The organism is Thermovirga sp., assembly GCF_017656375.1.
In the GTDB taxonomy this organism is placed as follows: domain Bacteria; phylum Synergistota; class Synergistia; order Synergistales; family Thermovirgaceae; genus Thermovirga.
In genome coordinates, this window is sequence record NZ_JACDOB010000032.1 from 1 (window position 1) to 12,041 (window position 12,041).

At 48.7% G+C, this 12,041-nt stretch carries 7 protein-coding genes; 5 read left to right on the forward strand and 2 right to left on the reverse strand.

From position 1 onward, the window contains the following. Nucleotides 1–170 precede the first annotated feature (170 nt). Together H0Z23_RS07535 and metF are read left to right on the forward strand one after the other, a co-directional pair. Nucleotides 171–2,636: a homocysteine S-methyltransferase family protein gene (locus H0Z23_RS07535; protein ID WP_296868808.1), complete on the forward strand. Its 2,466-nt coding sequence runs from the start codon at nucleotides 171–173 to the stop codon at nucleotides 2,634–2,636. After that, on the forward strand, nucleotides 2,633–3,493 hold the full coding sequence (gene metF, locus H0Z23_RS07540) for a methylenetetrahydrofolate reductase [NAD(P)H] (protein WP_366928886.1): 861 nt from the start codon (nucleotides 2,633–2,635) through the stop codon (nucleotides 3,491–3,493). Before H0Z23_RS07535 ends, metF begins: the two co-directional genes overlap by 4 nt. 67 nt (nucleotides 3,494–3,560) lie before the next feature. Here metF and H0Z23_RS07545 read toward each other — a convergent pair whose 3' ends face one another. Next, nucleotides 3,561–6,809: a ribonucleotide reductase N-terminal alpha domain-containing protein gene (locus H0Z23_RS07545; protein WP_296868810.1), complete on the reverse strand. Its 3,249-nt coding sequence runs from the start codon at nucleotides 6,807–6,809 to the stop codon at nucleotides 3,561–3,563. A gap of 84 nt (nucleotides 6,810–6,893) precedes the next feature. Next, complete coding sequence (glsA, locus tag H0Z23_RS07550) at nucleotides 6,894–7,811, reverse strand: glutaminase A (protein WP_296868811.1); 918 nt, start codon at nucleotides 7,809–7,811, stop codon at nucleotides 6,894–6,896. Nucleotides 7,812–8,007: 196 nt separating this feature from the next. Between glsA and H0Z23_RS07555 the strand changes: the two genes are divergently transcribed. The 3 genes from H0Z23_RS07555 to H0Z23_RS07565 form a co-directional block, all read left to right on the forward strand. Further along, nucleotides 8,008–9,663: an HD domain-containing phosphohydrolase gene (locus H0Z23_RS07555; RefSeq protein ID WP_296868813.1), complete on the forward strand. Its 1,656-nt coding sequence runs from the start codon at nucleotides 8,008–8,010 to the stop codon at nucleotides 9,661–9,663. A gap of 308 nt (nucleotides 9,664–9,971) precedes the next feature. Continuing rightward, nucleotides 9,972–11,639 (forward strand): formate--tetrahydrofolate ligase, encoded by a 1,668-nt coding sequence (locus tag H0Z23_RS07560; protein ID WP_296868815.1) that lies wholly within the window; start codon nucleotides 9,972–9,974, stop codon nucleotides 11,637–11,639. Between the two features lie 223 nt (nucleotides 11,640–11,862). After that, nucleotides 11,863–12,041, forward strand: a 179-nt coding sequence (locus H0Z23_RS07565; protein WP_296868818.1) for a 4Fe-4S binding protein, incomplete at its 3' end; no start/stop codon positions are given.

Genomic DNA, 12,041 nt, shown 5'->3' on the forward strand with positions numbered 1-12,041 from the left:
TGATACTGTCCGGGTTAGCGGAGGGCGGTCCATCTGACCCACGGATTTTTAGTATACAACACCAAAAGTAAAGACCTGACCCCAAAAGTTAAACAAGAAAATCTTGATAAATGGACCAACTCCTAATATCATACACAAACATAACTTAGCATTTAGCGGGGGGTGGTCCAATGGACAGGATGAAATTCTGGCAATGGATGGAGGCAAAGAGCAGAGTAATACTTATGGATGGAGGAATGGGCACCCTTCTTGCGGAAAAGGGATGGAAACCTCCAATGTTGCCGGAAGAGATGAACCTATCTTCTCCTGGCATTGTAGCTTCCATTCATGAGTCTTATATAGATGCTGGTTCAGATATCATAGAGACCAATTCCTTTGGTGGCAGTACAAGGAAATTATCCCATCGAAACCTTCAGGGGCGGACAAGGGAGATAAATAGGGCCGCTGCAAAGATAGCCAAGGAGTGCACCAAGGAGCGGACTCTTGTGGCAGGGTCCGTCGGGCCACTTGGGGAGCTTTTGGAGCCTTTCGGGTCCCTGACTTTCGAAGAGGCTTATGAAGCTTTTTACGAACAAATAGTTGGCCTTGCAGAGGGAGGGGCGGACTTCATCCTCATAGAGACCATGATGGACCTCAGGGAAGCAAAGGCAGCGGTGGCAGCAGCAAAGGACGCAGCACCAGGTCATGCCTTTGTAGTGAGCTTCACATTTGACCATTATGGCAAGACTGTGACGGGCACGCCTCCGGAAGTGGCTGCTGCTTGGGCATACTCTGTAGGGGCTGCTGGAGTGGGAGCCAACTGCGGCGTTGGCCCTGCGGAATATGTGGAAACGGTGAAAACATTATGGGAATATTCGCGCCTTCCTGTATTCGTGTACGCCAACGCAGGCCTTCCTGGAGATGACGATTTCTGGGGTCCAGAGGCTTTTGCTGAGAAGGCGAAGGAGCTTGCCCTTGCAGGCGCTACTGTGGTCGGTGGCTGTTGTGGTACCACGCCTGAACATATCCAAAAGATGAGAGAAGCCTTAGCAGACATAAATCGTAGGCCTTTGAGCCAGAAGAAGGGGACGTTTTTAGCTTCCAGGAGCAAGCTGGTTCCTACTGGCAAAGGGGCGCCGCTTCTCGTTGTGGGAGAGAGGATAAACGTCTCCAGGAAATCGGCCCTTAAGGATCAAGTGGCGAAGCGAGATTTCACGCTGCTCAAAGAGGAGGCCAGGATTCAGGCGCAAGCTGGGGCGGACGTCATAGATGTAAACGTAGGCTTGCCTGGAGAGGATCAGGTGAGTTTGATGTCCGAGGCTATCTCCGCTGTGGAGGGTACGGTTGAAGTTCCTGTCTCGATAGATAGCGACAAGATAGAGGTCCTAGAAGCAGGGCTCAAGAGGGCGTCGGGAGTTCCGTTGATAAATTCGGTTACCGCAAAACAGGGACACCTGGAAAAAGGCTTGGAGCTTGCCAGCCGTTACGGTGCTGTCCTAACGGTGCTTCCCATGGATGGAAAGAGCCTGCCTCATACGATAGAGGAGCGCAAGGCCGTAATAGATGACATAGTGAAAAGGGCACGCCTTGCAGGCTTTCCCATGGAAAATCTGGTGATAGATGGGCTTACGTTGGCTGTAGGAGCTGACGATAATGCCCCAAAGGTAACACTCAAGGCATTGGAGTACATAGCCGAGCAGGGATGCCTTTCTATTTTAGGCGTGAGCAACGTATCCCACGGCCTTCCTTCAAGGCACCTGGTGAACAGGACATTTCTTGCCATGGCCATGGCTGCCGGACTCGATGCGGCCATAATAGACCCCATTGCGCCTGGCATTTTCGAGACTATTCTTGCGTCTAACCTTCTGAGAGGGTCGGATCCCAAGGCCGAGACCTATATAAATTCCCAAGATAAATTAAAGGAAAGGGCCCTGGTGGAACCCAACAAAGTATTGGCCCCCAAAGATGATACAAAAGAGGCCAAGGAGGATGTTCACGGCAAGAAAGTGAAAGAAGGCCAGTACGCCCAGTTGATAGAGTCCATAATCGAGGGCGATGAGGAAGGTGCTAAGGCGATAGTTCAACAGCTTCTAGATGAAGAGGGCCTAGAGCCTATGGATGTCATTTCTTCTGGAATTATTCCTGCCCTCGAGGAGGTGGGCGATCTGTATGAAAGTGGCGAGTTCTTTCTTCCTCAGCTTTTGGCCTCGGCGCAGGCAGCCCAGGCCTCCTGCGACCTGGCTAAAAGCCACATGGAGCCTTCCGCACAGGGAGAAAACAAGGGCACGATAGTTCTTGCCACGGTGGAAGGAGATCTGCACGACCTGGGCAAGGGCATAGTTGGGACAGTTCTCAGAAGTTATGGCTTTGAAGTGATAGACCTGGGTAGAAACGTGCCCGCGAAGAAAATCCTTGAGGCCGCTTCCGAGGTAAAGGCTCACGTCGTTGGCCTCTCTGCCCTAATGACCACTACGATGGAAGAGATGGCACGAACCGTAACGCTGCTCAAGGAAAACATGCCAGATCTTCCAGTGATAGTGGGCGGAGCTTCAGTCTCTGAGAGTTTTGCCAAGAAGATAGGTTCAGATGGCACCGCACCAGACGCCATAGGGGCGGTAAGGCTTGTAACGAAGTTGATAGAAAGGGGCGGTGAATGATGTTCATAAGCGAAGTATTTAGATCTAAACAGGGACCAGTATTTTCATTTGAAATATTTCCTCCCAAGAGGGAGTATCCAATAGAGACCATATATAACACCATAGAGGAGCTTGTGACGTTGAACCCAGACTTCGTCAGTGTGACCTACGGCGCAGCAGGAGGGACAAAGGACAGGACCGTTGAGATAGCAGGCTTCATAAAGAACAAGTGGGGCAAGCCGCCGCTGGCCCACCTGACCTGCATGGGGGCCAGCGAGGAAGCCGTATTGAAGATACTTGACGACCTTGCATCTTTAGGGGTTAAGAACATATTGGCCCTGAGGGGGGACCCCCCAAAGGAGGGGCCCATCCATGAAGGAGCATTTAAATATGCAAGGGACCTGGTTCGTTTCATAAAGGAAGAAAAGCCTGGAGCCTTTTGTATCGGAGGTGCGGCCTATCCTGAAGGCCACGTGGAGGCTCCCTCTATGGCATGCGACATGCTAAATTTGAAGAAGAAGGTGGATGAGGGCGTGTCCTTTCTCATTACTCAGCTTTTCTTCGACAATGAGCTGTTTCTAAGCTTCAGGGACGTAGCCAGGTCACTAGGGATTAATATCCCCATTACCGCGGGCATAATGCCCGTTTTGAACGCCAAGCAGATATCCAGGATGGTGTCTTTGTGCGGAGCATCCATACCCACGGCTCTTGCCCACCTTATAGCCAGGTACGAAAGGGATCCAGAGGGGCTCTATGAAGCTGGCATAGAGTATGCCATAAAGCAGATAAAAGGGCTTATCAAAGAAGGTGCAGACGGTATCCACCTTTACACCATGAACAAACCCGAAGTTGCAAGGAGGATAATGGCAGAACTTTAGGAATTGGACAATAAAAGGGGGCTGACTCTTGTAGAAATCAGCCCCCCGTTATTGTCTTGCGGTTACCTTAGCACCTGGAGAAACCACACACTGTGCAAGTTATGCAGCCTTCCATCCTGGTCATTGCGGCCCCACATACAGGGCACATGTCCGTCTCAGCCATAGATTCCATTATTTCTTTCTCTTCCTTGTCCAGGTATCCCAGGTAGGTCAGCCCAAAAGCTATTGCGTCGGGCACCGACATGATTACGCTGTCCTCATGCCATACAGGCTGCGATCCTCCTATGCCCTTCATCTGCTTGATTATGTGGTGTATCTTTACGCCGCTCCTGAGCGCCAGGGATATGAGCCTCCCTATGGCTTCAGTGAATGCCATGGTCTCATGTCCCGACTTGCCCATGGTGGTGAAGACCTCAATGGGTCGCCCGTTTACCTCGTTTACAGTGAGATACAGGTTGCCGTAGCTTGTGGGAATCTTTGCCGTTTTCCCCGATAGCACAAATGGCCTTTCTATGGGCTGCGGGCCGGGAGGAGTAGCTGCTATGGGCAGTTTCTGTTGTACAGGTTGCTTTTCCTTGTACAGGACCTGCTCGCTCCTGCAGCCGTCCCTGAAGACCGTTATGCCCTTACATCCCGTCTTGAAGGCTGAAAGGTAAGCATTCTTTACATCATCTATGGATGCGCTGTTGGGCAAGTTTATGGTCTTGCTCACGGCATTGTCAACTGCTTCTTGGAAGGCAGCTTGCATTTTAACGTGCCATTCGGGCGATATTTCATGAGCTGTCTTGAAGACTTTCTTTATGATCTCCTTATCAAGGCCTTCTTCCAATGCCTGTTGGTAATATCTATTTTTGTAGGTGAACTTTTTGCCTTCCAGTACTTCCTTTGTGTATTCCAGGGCGAAGACTGGCTCGATGCCCGAAGAGCAGTCGGCTATCATGGATATGGAGCCCGTGGGCGCTATGGTGGTTATGGTTGCGTTGCGCTGCCCCGTCCCGCGATCTGCGGGGTAGGGGCCCCTTTCTTTGGCGAGCTCCCTGCTCGCTTCCCGCCCCGTTTCGGTTATGGTGCCCATAACTTTCTTGGCAAGCTCTATGGCTTCCTCCGAGTCGTAGGGTATGCGCAGCATAAAGAGCATATCTGCCCAGCCCATGACTCCCAAGCCTATCTTGCGGGTCTTCATGACCGTCTCTTTTATTATGGGTATGGGATATTCGTTGACGTCTATGACGTCGTCCAGGAAGCGCACCGCCAGGCGAGTGGTCTTTTTCAGCTTTTCCCAGTCTACCTTGCCATCTTTCACCATGTGCGAGAGGTTAATGCTGCCAAGGTTGCACGCTTCAAATGGCAAAAGTGGCTGCTCGCCGCAGTTGTGGACCACAATGCCGTTGGCATCGAAGGCGTTTGCGCCTGGCACTTGAACGTCGTAGACTTCTTCCGTTCCCGCTGGCGTTATGGATTTTACCGTGACCGTAAACCGCTCACGGTTGGGCATTTGGTTATATGCAGCCAAAAGCGATGCAAGCTTGGCGTTTTTGGCTGTGTCGTTGAAGCCTATTCGTTCGGCAAAAATCAAAATATTATCGCGAGAGATCACGAGTTCGTGCTGTGGTTTGGTTTGATAATGCTCAGTTCCACCTTTCCCATCCGGAAGAAGCGTCATCTTTGAATGCCGCCTGTTCTCGTAAATAGTGCTTACGATTCCGAAACGGGCTAGCATTCTCTGGACGGCTTTCAACCTGTTAAGGTCACTTTGGGCTAAGCGGATGGATATGCCTTTTTCCTGTGAGCCCTGAACTGAGCCATCGGAATCAAAGAGTCCCTGCAGGAAACCTCGTATAAATTCAGAGGAAGTTCTGGTCTCCATGTAAGGGGTTATAGTCTTGTTGCCAGGTTCCATGCCTAGGGAAAAAGCAAGTTCACGAAGAGATGCCAGGCTCATGCGACACTCGTTTCTTCCTGGAACCTCAACCCAGCCTTGGAAGTCGCTTCTGTGAGGCAGTGCCTTAGCTGCTTCAAGGGCTTTTTCTTTTATGCTTTCAATTCCGTCTCCAGCAGCTTTTTCAGAGGCCCAAACGGAGAGAACAGCCTTGTCCTTCTTGAGCGTTCCGTCGCCCACTAAAAGCCCTATCAAATAACCTTCTTTTTCTCCGTAAAGGCCGTCCCAACCGGCAAAGTTTCTGTGGTCATGCAGCATGATCTCGTCACCTGGTTTAAGTTCTGAGACCGCGGCCCATTCTTTTTCTATGGCGTATCGTGTCTTTTTAGAGACCTTGAGTACAGGATGGTCCTCCGTGGCTCGGAAAGAATACCCTTCGTTTGTAGTTATTAGGAATAGGGGCTTTTCTCCTGTCTTAAAGAAGCCCTCTTCTGTGGTGGAGAAGGGGTTCCCGTTGATGATGAGTATGGCCTTTTTGCCTATGAGCTCCTTTACTTGCCGGGGACCTTCTTCAGTCATGACGAAAGTATCAGCCGGAACGCAGGGGTTGGTAGCGTCTATCTTACCCAAGTGAGGTGTTGGGTTATCTTCCTCCAGCCTGTCGAGGAATATCATTCCAGGATCGCCTGTTCTCCAGGCCATTTCACATATAAGATCGAAAAGATCTCTTGCCTTTACAGTCTTTGTCACCTCGCCACTTCTGGGATTTATGAGGTCCCAATCCTCGTCGTTTTCGACGGCTTTCATGAATTTGTCAGTGGCTCCGATGGAAATGTTGAAGTTCTTGAGTTTTCCTTCCTCTGTTTTGGCTCTGATGAAGCGGAATACATCCGGGTGGTCAGCGTTGAGAATACCCATGTTGGCACCTCTTCTCATGCCACCCTGCATTACCACCTCTGTTGCCTGGTCGAACATGCCCATGAAGGAAATAGGGCCAGAGGCTACGCCGTTTGTGCTGGAGACCTTGTCCCCTGCAGGCCTGAGCTTGCTGAAGTTGTAGCCAGTTCCTCCGCCGGACTTGTGGATCAGGGCCATATTCTTCAGGGCTTCGAATATGCCCTCCATGCTGTCCTCGATGGGCAGCACAAAACAGGCTGCCAGTTGGCCGCCTTTCCTTCCGGCGTTCATCAGCGTGGGGCTGTTTGGGAGGAAGTCCAGGCTAGCCATAAGATTGTAAAACTTCTCTACGATTGCTTCATCGTAATTCTTTTCAGCCTCGGCTACGGCCCTTGCTACTCTCATGAACATCTGCTCAGGGGTCTCTATGGCGTTTCCCTCATTGTCTTTTATAAGATACCTCTCTTTTAAGACCCTGAGAGCGTTGCCTGACATCTTCACAGGGGTGTCTTTGCTATTATCATGTTCTTTGCTCGCCATCTCATAGCTCTCCTTTACAAAAATCTCATTATATAGTGTTTATATTGATATCCTACTACTATATCTAGAGCAATTCAAGGCAAATTATAGAACTCTCAATTTGAGCTTTTCTGAAAGGTATTCCATAGCTTCTATCCCGCCGACGGAGTTTCCCTTATTGTCCAGGGCAGGTCCCAGGGTGGCTAAGCCAAGTTTTCCAGGGACTGCTGCCACTATACCTCCTCCAACACCGCTTTTAGCTGGAATGCCCACTCTCACGGCAAATTCTCCAGAGCCGTCGTAAAGGCCGCAGGTGGCCATTAGGGCTCTTATGAGGCGGCAGACCCTTGGGCTTAGAACTTTTTCTTGTGTTATGGGATTTATGCCATCGTTGGCTAGGGTTGCTCCCATAACGGCAAGGTCCTTAACGGTGCATTCTATACCACATTGGTGAAAGTAGCTGTCCAGAATGTCCTCTATGTCGCCGTCCATGGCACCTACGCTCCGCAGAAAGTACGCTAAGGACCTGTTGCGGTCGCTGGTGGCCTTTTCTGAAAGGTAAACCTTCTCGTTGGCAACTATTTCGCTATTTCCGCAAAGCTTTCTGACGAGGTCTAAAACTGCCAGGTATCGGCTTGTGCTGTCGGGGTAGGGGAGAATGGAAAGCACGACTATGGCCCCGGCGTTTATGAGAGGGTTCTGCGGCCTGTGAGGTTTTCGCATTTCAAGGCGCATGATGGAGTTAAATGGGTCGGCCGTAGGGTCTACGCCAACCTTGGAGAAGACCTCTTCTTCTCCAAGCTCGGAGATGGCCAGGGCCAGAGATGCGATTTTAGATATGGACTGAATGGATGCTCTCGTGCCGACGTCTCCTGTCTGGGTTATTTGGCCATCTAAAGTGCAGGATGCTATAGCTAAAGCATTGGGGTTTGCCCTGCCTAGTTCCGGAATGTAGGTTGCAACTTTGCCTAAATGCAGAACCTCTTTGCCTTTCTTGAGGGCTTCTTCCATAGCCGTTATCATCTTTTATACCTCCTGGAGGAAAGTAAATATAAAAATTCCTAGGTGAGTATAATCCTACCACAACCATGCGAGTATAATATGCAGGAAGAGTTCAGTTTCTAAATAAAAGGCCAGAGGGTATAAATGAAAGGTAAAGGGTAAAGATAAAATAGGCTGCTTTGTAGGAAGGGGATGCACTTTGGGACACTGGGTTGATATGAAAAATGGCTCGATCAAGATCTTGTTTTTGGAGTTAGACAAAGAGGGAATAGAAAAAATTACGCGATACTTGGAGAAGTCAGCCCTATTTAATTTTGCCATAGATACAGCACACAGCCTCGAAGAGGCATCAGGCAAATTGAGCCGTTACGATGTGATTTTATTGGGCCATTCCCCGGAGGGGGTGCCGGCTTTTGAAGTGGTCAAAAAGATAAGCGAAACAGCTCCAGGGGTTCCAATAGTTGTATTGGTAGGGGATGATGATCCTGCAGAGTTGGAGAGGTGCCTTTCGTCTGGGGCCACTTTTTGCCTTGTAAGAAATGAGGATGAGCCTTTTATTCCAAAGGCGCTCCTCAACGCAGTGCTTCGCAAGGATGGGGCTTCATCATTGCTGCAGCATGCTGAGCCTATGGTTGTTGTGGATAAAAATAGAACTATTAAATATGCAAATAAATCAGCGCAAGACTTGCTGGGGGAGAGGGTGGCAGAGGGAGAAACTTTGAGCCGTTTTGCCGATAATGGTCACATAAAAGAGATGGACATTGTAAGGCAGAACGGAAGAATTTCAACTGTAGAAATCAGTGAGAAAGACTTCGTTTGGGACGAAGAGCCGGTAAGCCTTATTAAGTTTAAAGATGTAACTTGGCATAAAAGAAAGGAAAGTGTCTTAAAAAAGGAACTAGAGGACGCAAGAAAGTATTTTGATATAGCTGGAACATTGTTGGTTGTTTTAGATAATGACGGCAATGTTCTTATGGCAAACAAGAAAGTTTGCGAAATTCTTGGCTGTGAGCGGGATGAACTTCTTGGCAAAAACTGGTTTGACAGCTTTTTCCCACAATCAATAAAGGAAAAGATGAAGGAGAAACATCATCAAATTAATAATGGTGAATTGGACCTTGAAGTTTGTAAGGAACTGCCCTTATTTACTAGAAACGGTGAAAAGAGGCTTATATCCTGGCACTGTTCATTGTTGAAAGATAGTAGGGGACATGTTATAGGTACCCTTTTATCAGGTGAAGATGTTACTGATATAGTGCGCGCTAGAACTGAGCTTGAAATGAGCCATGAAAAGCTTAACATGGCTTTTGAAGGGATAATAAAAGTACTTAACAGAACAATGGCACTACGCGACCCTTATACAGCTGGGCATCAAGAAAGGGTTTCCCAGTTGGCTTGTGCCATTGCGAAGAAGTTGGGGCTCGACAAGAAGCGAATTGAAGCTGTTCGGTTGGCTTCTCTGGTGCACGATATAGGTAAGATAGCAGTTCCTGTCGAAATTCTCACGAAAACATCATCTCTTTCAGAAATAGAGTTTAACTTCATAAAGGTCCATCCTAGAGTAGCTTACGATATCCTTTCTAAGATAGAATTTCCGTGGCCTATAGCGGAAATAGTCCTGCAGCACCACGAAAGGCTGGACGGATCTGGTTATCCTCAGGGCTTAAAAGGGGACCAAATTTTGCTTGAAGCAAGAATCCTTGCAGTAGCCGACGTTGTTGAGGCTATGTCTTCTCACAGGCCTTACAGGCCCGCCCGTGGTTTACATGAAGCAAAGAAGGAATTACTGCATGGGCGTGGGAAAATTTATGATCCGGAAGTTGTTGATGCTTGTGTAGAGCTAATTAGCTCCGGAGAGTTTGCTTTTCAATGATAATGTTAAAAGTGTACTGCTAGGCCTATTTGCGTCAACAAGCCTAATTCTCAAAATTCCAAGAGTTGGTGTTTTATTGCTACATTTTTCTGTGACACCCTTTGTGTTATTGTCACACATGCGGCAAAAGTATGACTTTTCTGCATGAAGTTGGCTGTTTCCCTTGACATAGGGGATGTGTTGTTGTAGCTTTATCATGCAGGCCATTTATGGGACACGATGTCCCATAAATGGAAAGAGCTACACGGTTAATAAAATATGCAGTAAAATAACTACTGTTATAAGCAAATAACAAGGAGGGGAATAGCATGTTATCGGATATCCAGATTGCCCAGCAAGCCGAGCTGAAGCCGATAGGAGAGATTGCAGAGAAACTCGGTATACCTGGGAAGTACGTCATCCCATATGGCCACACTAAGGCGAAGATTGATTTGAAGTATTATTCGGAACTACAAGATAGGCCAGATGGCAAGTTGATATTGGTTACTGCCACAACCCCAACCCCTGCCGGTGAAGGTAAGACCACCACTACGATAGGTCTAACCCAGGCTCTAGTAAAACTGGGCAAGAAAGCCATGCTCTGTTTGAGAGAGCCCTCTTTGGGACCCTGTTTTGGAGTAAAAGGAGGAGCTGCGGGAGGAGGTTACTCTCAGGTTCTTCCCATGGAGGATATAAATCTTCACTTCACTGGCGATATCCACGCCGTAAGCACTGCGCACAACCTTCTTGCTGCTATGCTTGACAACCATCTCCAGCAGGGTAACGCTCTTGGCATAGATCCAAGGCGCATCACCTTTAGAAGGGTTGTGGACATGAACGATAGGGCCCTTAGGAACATAGTAATAGGCCTTGGCGGCAAAGCTCATGGAATTCCCAGAGAGAGCGGTTTTGATATCTCTGTTTCATCTGAAATAATGGCCATTCTTTGCCTTGCTACAGACCTACAGGATCTGAAGGAAAAGCTGGGCAATATCGTTGTGGGTTATACCTGGTCAGGAGAGAGAGTTACGGCAAAAGACCTGAATGCCCATGGAGCCATGGCGGCCCTCCTGAAGGATGCGATTAACCCCAACCTGGTGCAGACCATAGAGCACGTTCCAGCTTTCGTTCACGGTGGACCATTCGCAAACATAGCTCACGGAACCAACTCAATAGTTGCCACCAAGATGGCTCTTAAGCTTGTGGACTACGCCGTCGTTGAAGCAGGCTTTGCGTCAGACCTTGGTGCTGAGAAGTTCATGGATATAGTCTGCAGAAAGGCTGGCTTCAGCCCGAGTGCTGTAGTGTTGGTTACCACAGTTAGAGCCCTCAAGATGCACGGTGGAGTGCCCAAGGATGAGCTGGGCAAAGAGAACGTAGAAGCTCTTGAGAAGGGTGCAGAAAACCTCGAAGCGCACATTGATATTCTCAAGAAGTTTGGTGTGCCTGTTGTGGTTGCCCTTAACAGGTTCACTTCCGATACAGATGCGGAAATTGAGAAGGTTTATGAGGCAGCAAAACGCCACGGTGCCACGATTGCCCTTTCGGAAGTTTGGGAAAAAGGTGGAGAGGGCGGCATAGAGCTTGCTAAGGCAGTCCTTGATGCCCTGGAGAAGCCCTGTGGATACCGTCCACTTTACGAGCTTGAGCTGCCCCTTAGGGAAAAGATAGAGACCATAGCCAGAGAAGTTTACGGAGCAGATGGTGTAGATTACTCGCCTGCAGCAGAGAAGACATTGAAGGAGCTGGAAGCCAATGGTTATGCCAACCTGCCTGTTTGCATGGCCAAGACCCAGATGTCTATCTCTGATGACCCAGCCAAGAAAGGCAGGCCTAAGGGTTACAGGATAAATGTTCGTGAAGTGCGCTTGTCCGCCGGCGCAGGGTTCATCGTTCCCATCTGTGGCTCCATAATGACCATGCCTGGCCTGCCCAAGAAGCCAGCAGCAGAAATAATTGATATTGACGAGAACGGGAACATCCTGAACCTGTTCTAATTTGCCAAAAGCAACATTTTAGATTGAAAAAGGCTCTGTTTTCGGTAAGACGAAGGCAGAGCCTTTTCGTTTGAGAGTTTATTTTATTTATGAAACAAACCCCCATCTGTATATTGACATTTCAAAAGAAGTAGTTGTACCATAGCTGAAGTTGATAAAGATTATCAATAAATAAGTTGGCGTGTGGTTGTATTGAGAAAATAATTTTGATGGGGGGATTTTGATGCCTTGGATAAGAGATGACCTTTGTGTCGGTTGTGGGGCGTGCCAGAACGTATGTCCTGTTTCAGCGATTAGTTTGTCTAATGGGAAGGCGGCTATAGATCAAAGTACTTGTGTCAAGTGTGGCAGATGTTTTGATGTGTGCCCTAAAGGGGCCATTAGGCCGAATTCTGAGAATCC

Bases quoted from the DNA above. Each gene is read 5' to 3' on its own strand.
- H0Z23_RS07535 (WP_296868808.1), top strand. From the start codon at position 171: ATGGACAGGATGAAATTCTGGCAATGGATGGAGGCAAAGAGCAGAGTA.
- metF (WP_366928886.1), top strand. From the start codon at position 2,633: ATGATGTTCATAAGCGAAGTATTTAGATCTAAACAGGGACCAGTATTT.
- H0Z23_RS07545 (WP_296868810.1), bottom strand. From the start codon at position 6,809: ATGGCGAGCAAAGAACATGATAATAGCAAAGACACCCCTGTGAAGATG.
- glsA (WP_296868811.1), bottom strand. From the start codon at position 7,811: ATGATAACGGCTATGGAAGAAGCCCTCAAGAAAGGCAAAGAGGTTCTG.
- H0Z23_RS07555 (WP_296868813.1), top strand. From the start codon at position 8,008: ATGAAAAATGGCTCGATCAAGATCTTGTTTTTGGAGTTAGACAAAGAG.
- H0Z23_RS07560 (WP_296868815.1), top strand. From the start codon at position 9,972: ATGTTATCGGATATCCAGATTGCCCAGCAAGCCGAGCTGAAGCCGATA.